Genomic DNA, 17,352 nt, shown 5'->3' with positions numbered 1-17,352 from the left:
TTAGGGAAAATTTCGAGTGAAACTTAGTCAGTCAGAATACCTCTCTCAAATAATTGTTTCCAATTATCTCTTCAAGATTTTCCCAATTTTTTTTCAATGCAAATTTTCCCATAAGTATTTAATTACGAGATTGCTGATAATGTTGTTCTAACCACTCCTCAATTACTGTACTGTTAGTCTTCAATAGATCTGAATTAACGGAAATATGCAAATTTTCTTGACTCCATTGACTTAAAGAACGTATTAATACCTCCTTTGCTTTTGTTAGTCGGCGAGAGATAGTGTATTGTTTAATTTGCAATTCTTGAGCAATTTGCTGTTGGGTTAATCCTTGGGAATAATACAGTACTAATATTTCTTGTGTTTGCTGATTTAAACTTTCAATAGCAGCTTTTAAAACCCCACTAACTTCCGATTGTTGAGATTTACGGTTTTCTTCTTCTTCTTTATCAATCATCTGACTGATGAATGAATCCTTTTCATCTCGAATATAGTCCAGGTATTCAGTTGTATCTCCTTCACCGGTAGGTGTATTAGCGGAAGTTATGTTGGGATAAAGATAGTTACGAACTGATACAGCAGACCTTAACAACCAATTTTCCAGAGTTTGGGGGTCGATCTGAGATTGGATCTGTGAAGCTTGAGTCTGTAAAGATTGAACCTGTAAAGATTGAACCTGTAAAGATTGAACCTGTAAATTGTAATTCTCAGCGATCGCTTTCAAAGTTTCTGGATCTGGTTTTTGTAACTGACGGGTAGGTTTACCCGGTTGGGGAACATATAACTTTTTAAAACTATTCCAAGCAATAATATAATTATTAACTACCTCTGGTGACAAACCAGAATTGATTAAAGACTCTGATAAACGTTTTTGACTAACTTTACGCAGTAATCCCCAAGTAGAACATATATCAACTTCGTGACGTTGACGTAGGGTATCGCGAATCGCACTACTAAAAATCGCTTTCGCATAAGCTTTAAAACCAGAACTTCGCTCGGGATTAAACCCCTTGAGCACTTTATCAATACTCGCGATCGCAACTTGAAAGCAATCTGAAAGTTTATATTGGTTACTAGCAAAACTTTGAACCGTTTTATGAGCAATCCAGTAACAAGTTTCTTGTAAATACGCACTCAGATGGGATTGTGCTAATCTTGCAGATTTTTTCAGCCAAATTTTATACCAATAGTTCGCCCAAAAATTTTCTTGTTCGGCTAATTCGTCACTTCTATTTATAATCTGAGAATTTTTATCGATACAATTTTGTATACTTCGACGCAGTCTAGCATCAGTTGCCCAACCGCTAAAAGAATCAGCATCAAATTGTAAGAAAGTAGAAAAAATTTTAACAATACTGTTTCTAGGATGCATAAAAATACGCAAGCCGATCTAAAGAACAATAGCAAGAATCAATAAGAATCTTTGTTCCAAACTTTACTACAAGCAGCTATACATATGTTTCGGTTCGCAAAAAAAATCTACTCCCGCAGTGATAACGATGGATAACTCTAGTAATATTCAACGTCATCAATCTTTTTTAGCTCCATTCCTGACATCAAAAAAACCTCTTTTCTTCTTTTCTTGACAGGAAAAGCTAGAAAGATTTTTACGACCCGAATTATATAGCAATGGCTAACAATGACAAAGAACTATTGGAAGTTTAAATTGTCAAGATAATTAAATAAAAGTTCAATTAAAAGCTCCCATGTCAAAAAACAGGACTTATGCAATTGTCACAATAAAAGACTAAATTTGAGCTTTTAGTAGGTACTTTAGTACCCTAATGAGCGGGAAAAATCCCTGACTACAAACTCTAGAATATACCGGTTGCATAAGTCCTATTTTTATATCTATAGTTTGAGCTATATGATTTCATAAAAATGAAATACAAAGTCCATAAAATATCAATTTTATTTTCTTCCATTCTAAGTTATCTCACCAATACTCATAATCCAAAACTGCAATATTGTTCAGCATGTATTGTTTAACATGTATTATTAACGCAACAATATATTATATTACCAGATAAAAAATATTGCTGTAATATAAAAAGAAAAAGCAAATCCTATGATTTCCCAGGAAAATCCGTAAAAATTATCAACATTTAGTTCCTAGCTCTTAATTTAGTTCCTAGCTCTTAATTTAGTTCCTAGCTCTTAATTTAGTTCCTAGCTCTTAATTTAGTTCCTAGCTCTTAATTTATAAATCTACGTCTTAGATAAAAAGTATCCGGCAAAACATAAAAACCAGGCTGCACAATTCAAATTAAATGTCACCATTAGGTATAGCAACAAGTTCTTCTACTATTAACTCTACCTCATCAAATAACCGAGGTACACTTTGGCTGTTACTAGTGGGAGTAAATAACTATCAGGATGAGCAACTACCCAACCTTAATTACCCAGCAATAGATTGTCAGGGTTTAGCAAATTCCCTTACAAATCTTACAGGAGAATTTAATCATAAAGAGATAAAGATTTATCACGATTTAGCACCCCACGGTCCTTGTTTAGAAAATGTGCGTAAGTCAATCAAAATCATTTCTCAACAAGCTAAATCAACAGATACCGTTCTATTTTACTTTTCAGGACATGGTGTAGTAGAATCCTCAACTCAACAAGCATTTTTATGTTTGTCACAAACCCAAAAATCAAACCTAGTAGATACGGCTTTTGGCATAAAAGAACTTTTACATTTATTAGCAAATTGTGCAGCTCAAAATCAATTAGTGTGGCTTGATGCTTGTCATAGTGGTGGAATGACACTGAGGGGAGCAACAACTGAAACCCTAATTAATCCCACACGAACACTAGTAGAGGTATTACAACAACAAGCCGCTCGTAGTAAAGGATTTTATGCATTACTTTCCTGCGATACAAATCAACAATCTTGGGAATTTAGTGAATTAGGTCATGGAGTATTCACTTACTACTTAATGCAAGGTTTGCAGGGTGAAGCTGCTGATTCCCAGGGTCTGATTTGTGCAGATAGTTTGTATCGATATGTATACCACAAAACGCTGCAATATATAGATAAGAAAAATCAACAATTACGATTGATCAATCAACAGAAAAAAAGTAAAGGTGAAACTCATTTATTTCATGAATATACCCTACAAACACCAAAGCGAATCGTAGAAGGAGTTGGGGAACTAGTTTTTGGAAAAAGTCAAAGTAAACTTATTGAAAATGTCTCTCGACGTATTGCTTTAGTTATTGAAGGAATCTCAGCTTCCCAGACAGCTTTGGATATTAGTAAGTTAATTGGGAAGAAAGGGGAATTTGAGGTTGAATATCTCCAAGCAGCGAAAACCTCTCCAGCGGAAATTCGAAGCGCAATTAAGCGTCATTTGCAAGCACCACAAACAGATACAACTTTGCTGTATCTCCAGGGGAAAATTGAGAAAAATGAAGCTGGGGGATGTCTGCTGTTAGGAGAAAAGATTCGTCTTGAGTGTTCCTGGTTAAAGCAAATCTTGCGCGATTGTCATAGTAAGCAGATTGTAATTCTGGATTGTTTAAAAACCCATGTAGATACTTTGCAGAGGCTTAACGCCGACGCCGCAGGCTCTGCAACGTCTCTAAAAAAGATATATGATGGCGCGTCTGTGCAAAATATTCATGATGGAACGTCTGTACAGAATTTGCGTGGATGTCTGCAGGAATGGGTTGAAATTTTACAGATGGATTCCCAGCAAGGACAGTGTTTAATTGGTTATGTTTCTCCGGTTTCAGAACCAGAACGCTTTGCTCGAAGCGTAGTCAAAACTTTAACAAATACCTTACCCACAGGTTTATCTGCTGCTGGAGCGATCGCAAAACTGCAATTAGAACTAGCGGGTAGTGAAAATCCTCTACAAGTATGGCTTACAGGAACCCAAGGAATTATTGAATTTATTCCTGCAACTAGTGATGGAAATAAAAATAAAACCCCATCTGCTTTAGATTTAGGATTTTGTCCTTATATGGGGTTAAATGCTTTCTCCGAACTCGACCATCAATATTTTTATGGTAGAGAAGCTTTAACTCAACAATTAATTAATCAAATTAACAGATCTGCCTTTCTGGGGGTGGTGGGTGCATCTGGAAGCGGAAAATCTTCAGTTGTCAGAGCAGGTTTAATTCCTGCATTGCAACAAGGAAAACAAATACCCAATAGCGAGCAATGGTTAATTAAATATTTGCGTCCTGGTGTAAACCCTTTAACAGCTTTAGCACAAGCATTTGCAGGATTCGTATTGGAGCGCGAGCTTAAATCTCAATCCCCCAATCTTCTGCTGGAAGGAATGCAGTATCTCGGGGTAGAAGGATTTGTTTATTGGTTGCGTAATCGACCCGAACCAATGGTAGTTTTGGTGATAGACCAATTTGAAGAATTATTTTCTCTAGCTGCACCTACAGAAACAGAACAGTTTTTAAATTTATTACTAGGAGCGATTGAATATGCTAGCGATCGCTTCAAATTAGTTATTACTTTACGAGCAGACTTTATTACTTCCTGTTTGGAAAATTCAGTATTAGCAGAATTATTACAGAATTCCAGTGTATTAGTTCCCCCCAACCTAACAGAAGAAGATTATCGTCGCGTAATTACTCAACCAGCGCAACAGGTAGGTTTAAACATTGAACCGGAACTTGTAGAAGTTTTGTTGCGGGAATTGGATCGCTCTGCAGGTGATTTACCTCTGTTAGAATTCGTTTTGGAACAACTATGGCAAAATCGAGTTAACGGAAAATTAACTTTACAAGCTTATCAAAAAAAACTCGGCGGAATTCAAGGAGCATTAGAACGTTCCTGTCAAGGAGTTTACGATAGATTAGAACCCCAAGCCAAGGAATGCGCTCAATGGATTTTTCTTTCCCTCACCCAATTAGGTGAAGGTACAGAAGATACTCGCAGAAGGGTTTTCAAATCAGAATTAATAGTTGAAAAATATCCCGCAGCATTAGTAGAAACAACTTTAAAAGCATTAACAGATGCCAAATTAATCGTTGTAAATTTAGAAGAAGACCAAAATACCCTTGGTGCGAGTCGAGGAAGTAATTTAGAAGCGCAAAATATTAAACAAAATAATATTAAACAAAATAATAAAGGAACACACCATAATTTAAATGTAGAGACGTTCCATGGAACGTCTCTACGGGATATGAAACAGGAAATAACCGTAGAAGTAGCCCATGAAATTTTAATACGTCACTGGTCAACCTTGCGATGGTGGTTAGAAGAAAACCGCAGTAGATTGCGATCGCAACGTCAAATCGAACAAGCAGCCCATCTGTGGAAAGATAATAACAAACAAGATGATTTTTTGTTACAGGGAGTGCGATTAGCAGAAGCAGAAGATATTTATATTAAGTACACCTCAGAATTATCCCTTGATGTCCAAAGATTTATCGAAGCTTGTTTAGAAGAAAGAAAACGACTACAGCAGCAAGCAAAAAACAGACTAAAAAAAGCCCGCAGGGTTGCGATCGGAATGACAATATTGGGGATAACAGCTTGTGGTTTTGCTGGTTTAACTTATTGGACGAGTAGAAAAGCTCAGTTACGAGAAGTTGAAGCTTTAAATTTTTCTTCCCAGGCAAATTTAATGTCGAATCAGCAATTAGAAGCATTAATTACTAGCGTTAAAGCTGGAGAACGGCTGAAAAAAATAATTGCTGTACCAAAAAATATCCGGACAAAAACAGAAAATACACTACAACAAGCTTTATCAATTCAAGAACGTAATCGCTTTGAGGGACACACTGATACAATTACCAATGTTACCTATAGTCCTGACAATCAGATAATTGCTTCAGCTAGTGACGATGGAACAGTCAAGCTTTGGAGTGCCGATGGTGGATTGTTAAAAACTTTAGAAGGACACGAAGACGCTGTTAACAGTGTTAGTTTTAGCCCTGATGGTAAGACGATCGCAACTGCTAGTTTTGATAAAACTGTCAAATTGTGGAGAACTAGCGACGGAAAAAATATCAGGACTTTGAAAGGACATTCAGCTGAAGTCTGGAGTTTAGTGTGGTTTCCGACAGGTGATAAAATTGCTTCATCTGGAGCGGGACAAGATCCAACAATTAGAATTTGGCGAGTGAGTGACGGTAGCTTATTAGATATTCTTAAAGGACATGATAATAGAATCAATAGCCTAGCTTTAAGTGCCGATGGTAAAATCCTGGCTTCAGCAAGTAAAGATAAAACTATCAAACTTTGGCAAATTAGTGATGCTAGCTTGCTTAGAAGCCTTGAGCATAAAGCTGAAGTTTACAGTGTAGCTTTTAGTCCGAAAAATCAGGTTCTAGCTTCAGGAAGCGCGGACAAAACCATTAAGTTATGGGGTGAAGATGGGACTTTACTCGAAACAACTTCCGGAGCACATAGGGCTGCAGTCTTAAGTGTAAAATTTAGCGTTGATGGTAAAACTTTAGCTTCAAGCAGCATTGATGGCACAATTAAACTTTGGAATCCCGAGAATGGAAATTTAAGTTTAGTAGAAACCTTCAAAGGACACAATAATGGCGTCTACAGCGTAGCTTTAAATCGAGACAATCAAACTTTAGTCTCTGCAGGTGCAGATAAAACTTTAAGGATTTGGCATCGCCAGAATAATCTGCTAAAAACTTTACGAGGACATGGTGGTGCGATCTACAGTGTAAAATTTCATCCTCAAGGAAATCTCATAGCTTCTGCAGGTGAAGATAATGATATCAAGGTTTGGAATTTACCAAAGGGAAATCTGCACAAAACTTTACCAGGTTATAGTAATTCTTCGAGATTTGGTCATTTTTTTGGCGTTTATACTATGAGTTTTAGTCCAGATGGTGAGGTTTTAGCATCTGCTGGTGGTGACAAAACTGTGAAACTTTGGCAAACTCGCGAAGGTTATGGAATAAAGAACCTGGAAGGACACAGACATCAAGTTAATAGTCTGAGTTTTAGCCCAGATGGTAAGATTTTTGCTTCAGCTAGTGCTGATAAAACTGTAAAAATTTGGAATACGGACAAACTATCTTTACTTGACATCATTAAAAGACATGAAGATGAAGTTTTGGGAATAACTTTCAGTCCCAATCGTAATATCTTTGCAACAGCGAGCAGAGATAAGACCATTAAAATTTGGCAGATAAATGTTCCTACAATAGGTCTTCAAGAAGAAAAATTACCTCAAAAATTAGAAGTGGTATTACTCAGAACTCTCAAAGGACATAAAAGTGCAGTTAATGCAGTAAGCTTCAGTCCTGACGGTAAAATTCTTGCATCTGCAAGCTTGGATCAAACTATCAAACTTTGGGAAGTGGAGAAAGGTAGTTTATTGGAAACCTTGAGGGGACATACAAATTCAATTTTTAGTGTAACTTTTAGTCCTGACAGTAAATTGATTGCTTCAGCAAGTAACGATCGCACTATAGGAATATGGAATCCCCAGGGTAGAAAACTTAAAACCATTACGGGACATGAAATTTCCATATATGACGTAAGTTTTAGTCCTGACAGTAAAACTATTGCTTCTAGCGGTTCCAATGGTGAGGTTAGAATTTGGAGTTTAGACAGCAAACAACTGCAAACTTTAGATTTAGATCGTCTTTTAGTTCGCAGTTGCGGTTTGCTGAAGAATTATCTAAAGACTAACTCTGAATTAAAAGATGAAAAAGGTGTTTGTTCTGATATTCCTAAAGTAAAGAAATAATGAGTAATGATAAATCAAAATTCTTTAAAATTGAATCTAAGTGCTCGTGAAGCTTGAATTAGTTAACATTCCTCATTACTTGTGAATTCGCACCATTCTCGGTTTTTTATGGGTTTGGAGGGTTGGATGGTGGTTCAGATGGTTTACGTTGACCTTTAAATCCTAATTGTTGAATTTCAGATTGTAAATCTTTGTGGTTTGTGTTTTTATTTTTGTTTGTGTTTGAGTTTGTCATTGTTTTTCCCTAATCCTTGCAATAAATGTTTGAAAAATTTAATCTTTGACGAACTGATCGAATGCCGACTCCATGTCTGCAATCCGATTAATAAGTAAAAAATAATAGATAGATAAAACTAAGGTAAATACTTGTTTGTATATACTCAGTAACTACTGATGTATAACTGTGAAGTAACCTTTCATTAGCTCTATAGGTGTAGTTCTACTTTTTTATGCAGCGGTGCATTTTTTGTAGGATATTTTATACTTCAGGGTCGGGAAACCGTATTTCTGAAAATTATCCATACTTACTATTTTTTTGGCACAAATAACTCTTTACTGGTTTTCAAATCCATATGGAGCAAGACTTTCAGTAAAAATAGCAAATAGTAAATTATCGAAACACATAACTTTAAAATGTTGTAATGCAAAATTATTCTTCAGACTTTGATGACAAAAGAATATATTCATTAGTTCCGAAATTTCAATATGTAATCATCAAATTTATCCAGGTGTGACAATTTTAAATTCGTCCACATCTATGCGAATAAATATGTCAATCAAATAGCGATATTTTTTATAGTCAAGTGTGACAACTTAAAACCTGTCTTTTTTATCCGTAAAAACACCATACAAAGATGAAAATACGAAATAAAGGTAGTTAGGCTCAGACGCCATATCCAAACGCATTTTGCTATGCTTTGTGGATACCTATTCCTTTTGGTAGATAATACAGCAAAATAACATACTTTATTGGAGAAAATCGTTATATCTACAAAGGACTCGTAGTCCGTAAATTAATAAATATAAGACGGTGCGTTACAGACTTACGTCCCAACACACCCTACGATTACATCTTTAATTGATTGGAACTTATTACCAATTTTATGTGAAAATTATCGTTCATTTATGAAGTAAAATGTCACCACTCGGTATTGCAACCAGTTCTTCGACTCACACCTCGCGCACAGACCAAGGTAAACTTTGGATACTGTTGGTGGGAGTAAATGCATACCAGGATGAGAAATTACCAAAACTAAGTTATTCCGCAGTTGATTGTCAGGGTTTAGCTGAAGCCTTAGCTGCTACTGAAGGTAGATTTACAGCCAAGGAAGTTAATATCTATCACGATTCCGCTCCGGAGAAACCTACTCTCGGTAATACAGTTGCTTGTCTGGAAAAAATTACCGCCTTAGTTCAACCCCAGGATACCATCCTATTCTATTTTTCCGGCCATGGAATTCTTGACCTGGAAACAAATCAAGCAATTTTATGTTTGACAGATACTAAAAAAGATAATTTATTAACAACGGGTTTACCCTTAGAAAAATTATTACAATCATTAACTAGTAGTGCGGCTCATCAGCAGTTAGTCTGGTTAGATGCTTGTCATAGCGGTAGCATCAACTTGATATCCCAATCGAATCCCACACCGCAGTTTATCCAAGTATTACGACGACGTGCAGAAAAAAGTAAAGGTTTTTATGCTTTACTTTCCTGCGATCGCGGACAACAGTCTTGGGAATTTCCCGAGTTAGGACATGGTGTCTTTACATATTATTTAATTCGAGGATTGCAAGGGGAAGCTGCAGATATTCAAGGAGCAATTGATATTGATACACTTTATCGATATGTTTATCATCGAACATTACAATATATTGATAAAACAAATCAATTTCTACGGCTGATTAATCAACAAAAAAGAGGAAAAGGTGAAACCGAACTATTTTCGGAATATTCCTTACAAACTCCCAAAAGAATAGTTGAAGGTGTGGGAGAGTTAATTCTTGGTTACAAACAATCAGAAGTAAAAAAAAATCGTCAACGACAAGCAGTAATTGTCGATGGTTTACCTGGAAGTAAAAGTATATTATCCCTCACCAAGTTACTTAGTGGTATCGCTGATTTTGAATTACATTATTTAACCTGTAATGGAGATAATGCAGCAGATTTCCGCGAATCTATTCAAGATTATTTACAAATAAATCAAGTAGAACACAATCGGATCGAAAACAATTATAAATTAAGATCTAGGCAATTAGAAGCAGGAGAAACAGTATTACTATATTTACGGGGAAAAATAATCCAAACTCCTGATGGAGAAACAGTATTATTGTTAGGAGATCGAGAAAATAATATAACTCTAAGTCGTTCTTGGTTAAGACAACAACTAAGACATTCCCCCTTCAGACAACAAATTATCCTTTTGGACTGTCCCGAAGCAGAAGATTTAAAGAATTGGGTAGAAGATTTAGAGTTAACCCCACTCCAAGGACAATGTTTAATTGCTGCTGCTTCCAAAAAAGATGACCCAGAACAGTTTGCTCGAACTTTATTAGATACTTTAAGTGCAACATCAGACCCCAATGGTTTATCTGTAGCAGCTTGGATCGCTCAGCTGCAAATATCTCTGGTTAATTCCTTACCTTTACATATTTGGTTATCTGGAGTTAGGGGAGTAATTGAAATTATCCCCGCAAGTAGGGATTTATCGGGATGGGAAGAATCAGAAGGTTTTGATTTAGGAATTTGTCCCTATAAAGGTTTAAGAGCATTTACAGAAACCGACGCTCAATATTTCTTTGGACGAGAAACCCTTACCCAAAAAATCATTAATCAATTAAACCAACAATCATTTTTAGCAGTAGTTGGAGCATCCGGAAGTGGTAAATCTTCAGTTGCTCGTGCTGGATTAATCGCCCAATTACGCTTAGGAAAACAAATTCCAAATAGTGAAAATTGGTGGGTTAGAACTTTAATTCCCGGTATCAAACCCTTAGAAAATTTAGCACGGGTACTCCAAGAGGAAAAAAATTCTATATCTCCACCACATCTTTTACTGGAAGGAATCCAATACCTTGGAGTAGAAAGTTTTGTTTATTGGTTACGCAGTCGTCCCGAACCAATGGTAGTTCTGGTCGTAGATCAGTTTGAAGAATTATTTACTTTAACAGCAGACCTAGAACGGGAGAAGTTTTTAGAACTATTATTGGGAGCGTTGGAATATGCTGCTGACAAATTTAAGTTAGTAGTAACATTACGAGCAGACTTTATGGCTGCGGGTTTAGAAATACCCAAGTTAGCAACATTACTACAACAATCTCATATTTTGGTTCCGCCGCAAATGCATGAAGATGATTACCGTCAGGTAATTGTTAAACCCGCAGAACAAGTTGGTTTGCAAGTGGAACCGGAATTAGTAGAAGTTTTATTGCAAGATTTGCAACATTCAGCTGGCGATTTACCCCTATTAGAATTTGTTTTAGAACAATTGTGGGAATATCGCAGTAACGGAAAACTTACTTTATCAGCTTATCAAAAACAAGTTGGTGGAATTTCTGGAGCCTTAGAACGTAAAGCTCAAGCAGTATATGACAGTTTAGACCCAGAAGGACAAGCTTGTGCAAAATGGATCTTTTTAACATTAACCCAACTAGGAGAAGGAACCGAAGACACCAGGAGACGGGTCTTAAAATCAGATTTGAAAGCGAAAAAATATCCACCCAAACTAGTCGAAAAGACCCTACAGACATTGACCGCAGCTAAATTAATTGTGGTGAATCTGGAAAATAACGGTTTCATCGGTGAAAGTCGCGGTACAGCTCCACAAAGCGATAGCAGTGAAAATACAGAAATCCACCAGGATCCAGATGTAGAGACACAACATGATAAAAATCTAGAAATCCACCAGGATCCAGATGCAGAAACACAACATGATAAAAATGTAGAGACGTTGCATGCAACGTCTTTACAGGATATAAAACAGCAGGTAACAGTAGAAGTCGCCCACGAAGTATTAATTCGTCGCTGGTCAACCCTAAAATGGTGGTTAGAAGAAAATCGATCGCGGTTGCGTTTACAAAGACAAATCGAACAAGCAGCCCAATTATGGAAAAATAATTCTCAGCAACCTGATTTTTTATTACAAGGGGTACGTTTAGCAGAAGCAGAAGAAATTTACATCAAATATACCGATGAATTATCCGGTGATATTCAGGAATTTATCGAAACCTGTTTAGAAGCTCGACGATCGCAACAATTACAAATCCAGCGTCGTCAAAGAATCGTCAAAATTACCGCAGGTGCGATCGGGACATTGGGAATAGTTGCTTGTATATTTGGTGGTGTCGCTTACCAACAATCCCAAAAAATTCGTCTCCAAGAAATTACAGCTTTAAATTCTTTGTCGGAAAACTTTGTACTCTCAGATAAGTCCTTAGAAGCATTATTAACCAGCGTCAAAGCTAATCAACATCAGCAAGAACTGAGTTTTATTCCAGAAAAATTACGTCAAACCAGCGAAAATAATTTAAGTAGAGCACTAGCTTATCTTCAAGAACGCAATCGTTTAGAAGGACATGAATCTTGGGTTAGTGGGGTAAGTTTTTCCCCAGATGGTCAAATTATCGCTTCTTCTGGTGCCGATAGAACTATCAAATTATGGCAAAGTAACGGTAAGTTAATTCGTAGCTTTGTTGCTGACGATGTTGCCACAATTAATATTACTTTTTCCCCAGATGGTAAAATCGTAGCCTCTGCGGGTGCCGATGGAACCATTAAATTGTGGGATATTAACGGTAAATTATTGCAAACATTTACAGGTCACCAGAAAACAGTAAATAGCATTCAATTTTCTTCCGATAATAAAACCCTGATTTCTGCAAGCAGTGACCGCACCATCAAAATTTGGAATCGAGATGGAATTTTGCTTGAGACTATATCCGGACATACCCAAGGAGTAAACGCAGCAATATTTTCACCAGACGGTAAAACCATTGCATCTGCTAGTGATGATGGAACCGTTAAACTGTGGGATTTAAACGGTAAATTACTGCAAACATTTACAGGACATACCAGCGGAGTCATTAGTGTTAACTTTAGTCCTAACAGTAAAAATATTGTATCGAGCAGTAACGACAAAACTATTAAAATATGGAATCTTGCAGGTCAACTGCTAACAACAATTACAGGACATCAAGGTGGTGTCAGCAATGCAATTTTTACCCCCGACGGTCAAGCAATAATTTCTGTGAGCGCCGATAAAACCATTAAATTATGGGATTTAAAAGGTTCTTTAATCGAAACCTTAAAAGGACATACCCATGAAGTTAACAACTTAAGTTTGCATCCCAACGGTAAAACTTTAGCTACCGTCAGCGACGACCACACAGTCAGAATTTGGGAAATTGATAACCTACTGATAAGAACCTTACGGGGACATACAGGTGAAGTTAACAACGTCAGTTTTACCCCAGACAACAAACAAATCATCTCCACCGGAGACGATCGCACCGCTAGAATTTGGAATCGTCAAGGAAAACTATTGCAAACATTAACATCTTCCATCCCTGATATTAGCAGTTTTGCCTTCAGCCCAGATCGGAAATTATCTGTGATTGGAAGAGCTAACGGTGCGATCGCAATCCAGAAAAATGATGGTAAAAGCCAATTAAAAACCTTAACAGCACACCAAGACCCGGTTATTAACATTAACTTTAGCCCCGACGGTAAAACCTTTGCTTCCGCAGCAGGTGACGGTACAGTTAAAATTTGGGATGTTGAAGGTCGCCTATTACATACCCTGAAAGGACATACAGGTTGGGTAACCCAAGTTAAATTTAGTCCCCAAGGAGATATGATTGCTTCGGCTGGAGCCGATAAAATTATTAAATTGTGGAGTAAAGAAGGAAAATTACTGAAAACCTTAAAAGGTCATAAAAGTAGTGTTTGGTCATTAATTTTCCATCCCCAAACCGATATTATCGCCTCCGCAGGACAAGACCAAAACATTATTTTCTGGGATCGCAACGGTAAAATTATTAAAACTCTCAAAGGACACCAAGGTTTAATAAATACCATCGATTTTTCCCCAGATGGTAAAATGCTTGCTTCAGCAAGTGACGATGATACGATCAAAATTTGGGATTATCCCACAGGTCACTTACTCAAAACCATTACCGGACATAGCGGAAACGTCCGGGGAATTAACTTTAGTCCCAACAGTAAAATTTTGATTTCCGGAAGTAGCGATCGCACTATCAAATTGTGGAATTTAGCATCAATTATCGAAAATTCTGCAGAGCAACGGGATAAACTTCTAGAAAAGGGATGTTTGACGATAAAAAATTACCTCGAGAATAATCCGAATATTACCCCCGAAGATCGAGAAATTTGCCAGTAACGGATGAGATTGATAAGGAATGAAGTAAACAAAAAATAAATAAAAAATTATTGTAAGGTGTGTTAGACGTACGATTATATTTCACCCATAACCGATAACCATTTGAGCCTCTAAGGTACTATCGAATGGTGTAGCACAGGTAATAAGGTTAGGACATGTTTAACTTTTAACTTTTAACTTTTGACTTGTAATTATGTACGGAGCAGACCCCACAGACAAACATCCAATGAAGGGATTTCCCCAAATCTGCTTCATCAAAAATACTGTATCTAATCCTAAGATTATTATTGGTGATTACACTTATTACGACGACCCCGAAGATTCAGAAAACTTTGAGCGCAACGTTCTTTATCATTATCCCTTCAGCGAAGACAAATTAATCATCGGCAAATTTTGCGCTTTAGCTAGAGGCGTAAAATTTATCATGAACGGTGCTAATCATAAAATATCTGGATTCTCTACCTATCCCTTTCAAATTTTTGGTAATGGTTGGGAAAAAGTAACCCCTCAACCCCATGAATATCCTTTTAAAGGTGATACCGTAGTTGGTAACGATGTTTGGATCGGTTATGAGTCGGTAATTATGCCCGGTATAAAAATTGGCGATGGAGCAATTGTTGCTGCTAAATCAGTAGTTGTAAGTGATGTTCCACCCTACACTGTTGTTGGGGGAAATCCAGCCAAAGCAATCAGAAAACGGTTTAATGACGACGTTATCAAAACATTACTAGAAATTGCTTGGTGGGACTGGAATATAGAGAAAATTTCCCAGAATTTAGAGAAAATCGTCGCTGCTGATATTGATGTTCTCAAATCCGTCGCTGATATTTGAAATAATTATTTGCAGTTATTAACACTCCATCACCGAGTATATCGTACTACATTTGTGAAGAATGAATATAAGAACGTTTCTATCACTCGCACTTGCACTCGGCGTATCTGCCTGCATTAGCTTGCAGGTCGCATTCAGTAGTAGCGCTCCGAAACCAGCAGCCGAGCCAAACTTCAAGGTTGTCTTGACGTCCGAAGTCAATTGGGAGCCGCTCAACCCCGCCCGCGGTGACAAAAGCCCGATGGCTGGCACTCTCTGGGGCGATCGCACCGGTCCTGGACCATCAGGATTTCTCCTTAAGCCAGTGGACGGCTTCAAGTCGCCACCTCATATTCACAATACTATTTACCGCGGAGTGGTCATTAGTGGCACCATCCACAATGACGATCCTAATGCCGAGGAAATGTATATGCCGACGGGTTCTTTCTGGACGCAGCCAGCCGGAGGTGTGCACATTACTGCAGCAAAAGGTAGTAACACCATAGCATACATAGAAGTTGAGGATGCATTTGGAGTTCTTCCCCCTGAGGAGGCATTTTATAGTAAAGACAAGCCGATTAACGTGGACGCATCGAACATCGTTTGGATCGATCAGCCCGGAATGCAAGCCTCAGCCGATGGACCAAAGGTAGCTTTTCTTTGGGGTAACCCGCAGGACAATCAGTTGAATGGGACCCTTGTCAAACTACCAGCTGAATTTACTGGAAAAATACGCAGCCACGGCTCGACATTTCGTGCTGTGGCGATCCAGGGTCGACCCAAGCACCGGGTTCCGGGCAAGATCGATGTCAAGACCATGGAGCCGGGAAGTTATTTCAGTTCCAAAGGAGAGTCAGTGCATCAGGTCTCGTGCGAAAGGGGAGAGGAGTGCATCATGTACGTGCGCATGAAAGGCAAGTTTGACGTCATTTCGACGCAGCCCAAGAAGTAGCCGCAACCGATTCGTGCAATCACTACATTACCAAAAAAACTAAATTGAGTGTAACAGCGAACATATTCAAAAAATTGATACATAGCAGTGTTTTTTGAAGTTGATATTAAATAATAAAGTAAAGCATAATCAGGATGAAGAGCATCCAAAATGGCAAAAGACGTTTTCCATCAACAAGTTAAAAGTGCGTTAATCAAAGATGGATGGAAGATAACCCACGATCCCCTTACGATCCGCATAAGTGAAGCAGTCAAATTACAAATTGACTTAGCAGCAGAAAGTGCGATCGCAGCAGAACGAGACTCCGAAAAAATTGCTGTAGAAATAAAAAGCTTTATAGGAGATTCAGATATTAGTGCATTTCATACAGCTTTGGGTCAATATCTTAATTATTTTCAAGCACTAGAAGAGCAAGAACCAGAGCGAATTGTTTATTTAGCTATTCCCATTGAAACTTATCAGGATTTTTTTCAGCTTTCTTTTATCCAACGTTCTCTGAAACGTTACCAAGTCAAATTAATGATTTACGATCCTAAATTGGAGGAAATAAAGAAATGGATAAGATAGAACAATATCGACAATTTATCAAGGAAATCTTGACAGAACACGCCCAAATTTCAACTACTACTGATTCCGTAAAAGCGGAGTTAATATTTGATTCCGAACATGACCATTATCAACTAGCCTATGTTGGTTGGCAAGGAGATAAACGAGTATTTGGTCCTGTAATGCACTTTGATATTCAAGATGGTAAAATTTGGATTCAATATAATGGTACAGAAGAATCTATAGCTAAAAGATTGGTAAATATGGGTGTGCCGAATTCAGATATAGTTTTGGGTTTTCATTCCTCTTTTAAGCGCCAATTTTCCCCTTATGCGGTTGGTTAAAAATCTTTAGAATAATATTGATTATTTTCTAGGGAGATAATGAGAAGACTACTTGACCGGAAGAATAATAGTCTTAGTCACAAATAAGTTTGAGAATATGCAATTTGAGCGAATTGAAACCGATAGATTAAAAGGTGAAAGAATATGCAATGAGCATTGGAAATTATTGCTTGAAATGACTTCTAATTTAGAAGTGATGGCGACATTGGGAGGAACTTTGAGCAAAGAAAAAGTAAAAGCAAAAATGAAATATAATTGCGAACAATGGGAAAATTATGGACATGGTCAATGGATATTCTGTGATAAGGAAACTGAAGTCTTTGTCGGACGTGGTGGTATCAGGAGGGTCGTCGTAAATAATCGGAAAGAAGTTGAACTTGGTTACGCACTGATGCCAGAATTTTGGGGAAAAGGTTTGGCGGTAGAAATAGGGGAAAAAGCCTTATCAATTGCATTTGATGAATTTTTTTATCCAAGCGTGGTTGCTTATACCTTAGTTACGAACAAAAAATCTGAAAGAGTAATGCAAAAAATTGGGTTTGTATTTGAGAAAAATATTATGCACGCTGACATCCCACATATTTTGTATAGGTATCAAAACCCCAATTTCAGCTAAT

At 37.4% G+C, this 17,352-nt stretch carries 9 protein-coding genes; 7 read left to right on the top strand and 2 right to left on the bottom strand.

What is annotated here, in order from left to right:
• Nucleotides 1-118: 118 nt before the first annotated feature.
• Nucleotides 119-1,372 carry a sigma-70 family RNA polymerase sigma factor gene (locus BC008_RS38515; protein WP_027846424.1) on the bottom strand — a complete coding sequence of 418 codons (1,254 nt, stop codon included), beginning with the start codon at nucleotides 1,370-1,372 and terminating at the stop codon, nucleotides 119-121.
• An 898-nt stretch (nucleotides 1,373-2,270) separates the two neighbouring features.
• Here BC008_RS38515 and BC008_RS38510 point away from each other — a divergent pair.
• A complete protein-coding gene (locus BC008_RS38510) occupies nucleotides 2,271-7,685 on the top strand; it encodes an nSTAND1 domain-containing NTPase (RefSeq protein WP_027844322.1) in 5,415 nt (1,804 codons plus the stop codon).
• Nucleotides 7,686-7,791: 106 nt separating this feature from the next.
• Here the strand turns inward: BC008_RS38510 and BC008_RS52360 are convergent, their stop codons facing one another.
• A complete protein-coding gene (locus BC008_RS52360; RefSeq protein ID WP_268768280.1) occupies nucleotides 7,792-7,920 on the bottom strand; it encodes a hypothetical protein in 129 nt (42 codons plus the stop codon).
• A 900-nt stretch (nucleotides 7,921-8,820) separates the two neighbouring features.
• On the opposite strand from BC008_RS52360, the gene BC008_RS38505 reads away from it, so the two are divergent.
• The 6 genes from BC008_RS38505 (at nucleotide 8,821) to BC008_RS38480 (ending at nucleotide 17,351) form a co-directional block, all read left to right on the top strand.
• Nucleotides 8,821-14,082, top strand: coding sequence for an nSTAND1 domain-containing NTPase (locus BC008_RS38505; protein WP_027844321.1), 5,262 nt, complete (start codon nucleotides 8,821-8,823; stop codon nucleotides 14,080-14,082).
• A gap of 193 nt (nucleotides 14,083-14,275) precedes the next feature.
• A complete protein-coding gene (locus BC008_RS38500) occupies nucleotides 14,276-14,914 on the top strand; it encodes a Vat family streptogramin A O-acetyltransferase (RefSeq protein ID WP_027844320.1) in 639 nt (212 codons plus the stop codon).
• 61 nt (nucleotides 14,915-14,975) lie between these two features.
• On the top strand, nucleotides 14,976-15,845 hold the full coding sequence (locus tag BC008_RS38495; protein ID WP_036266221.1) for a DUF4437 domain-containing protein: 870 nt from the start codon (nucleotides 14,976-14,978) through the stop codon (nucleotides 15,843-15,845).
• A gap of 150 nt (nucleotides 15,846-15,995) precedes the next feature.
• On the top strand, nucleotides 15,996-16,412 hold the full coding sequence (locus tag BC008_RS38490; protein ID WP_027844318.1) for a XisH family protein: 417 nt from the start codon (nucleotides 15,996-15,998) through the stop codon (nucleotides 16,410-16,412).
• Entirely contained in the window at nucleotides 16,400-16,735 is a 336-nt protein-coding gene (locus BC008_RS38485) for a XisI protein (protein WP_027844317.1), read from the top strand. The genes BC008_RS38490 and BC008_RS38485 overlap by 13 nt, the downstream gene beginning before the upstream one ends.
• 97 nt (nucleotides 16,736-16,832) lie before the next feature.
• Nucleotides 16,833-17,351, top strand: coding sequence for a GNAT family N-acetyltransferase (locus BC008_RS38480; RefSeq protein WP_027844316.1), 519 nt, complete (start codon nucleotides 16,833-16,835; stop codon nucleotides 17,349-17,351).
• Nucleotide 17,352: the final 1 nt, after the last annotated feature.

Origin of the sequence: Mastigocoleus testarum BC008, assembly GCF_001456025.1 — a bacterium.
Classification (GTDB): domain Bacteria; phylum Cyanobacteriota; class Cyanobacteriia; order Cyanobacteriales; family Nostocaceae; genus Mastigocoleus; species Mastigocoleus testarum.
This window is presented reverse-complemented; position numbering and strand designations above follow the sequence as displayed.

Coding starts and splice junctions, on each gene's coding strand:
- BC008_RS38515 (WP_027846424.1), bottom strand. CDS start 1,372: ATGCATCCTAGAAACAGTATTGTTAAAATTTTTTCTACTTTCTTACAA.
- BC008_RS38510 (WP_027844322.1), top strand. CDS start 2,271: ATGTCACCATTAGGTATAGCAACAAGTTCTTCTACTATTAACTCTACC.
- BC008_RS52360 (WP_268768280.1), bottom strand. CDS start 7,920: ATGACAAACTCAAACACAAACAAAAATAAAAACACAAACCACAAAGAT.
- BC008_RS38505 (WP_027844321.1), top strand. CDS start 8,821: ATGTCACCACTCGGTATTGCAACCAGTTCTTCGACTCACACCTCGCGC.
- BC008_RS38500 (WP_027844320.1), top strand. CDS start 14,276: ATGTACGGAGCAGACCCCACAGACAAACATCCAATGAAGGGATTTCCC.
- BC008_RS38495 (WP_036266221.1), top strand. CDS start 14,976: ATGAATATAAGAACGTTTCTATCACTCGCACTTGCACTCGGCGTATCT.
- BC008_RS38490 (WP_027844318.1), top strand. CDS start 15,996: ATGGCAAAAGACGTTTTCCATCAACAAGTTAAAAGTGCGTTAATCAAA.
- BC008_RS38485 (WP_027844317.1), top strand. CDS start 16,400: ATGGATAAGATAGAACAATATCGACAATTTATCAAGGAAATCTTGACA.
- BC008_RS38480 (WP_027844316.1), top strand. CDS start 16,833: ATGCAATTTGAGCGAATTGAAACCGATAGATTAAAAGGTGAAAGAATA.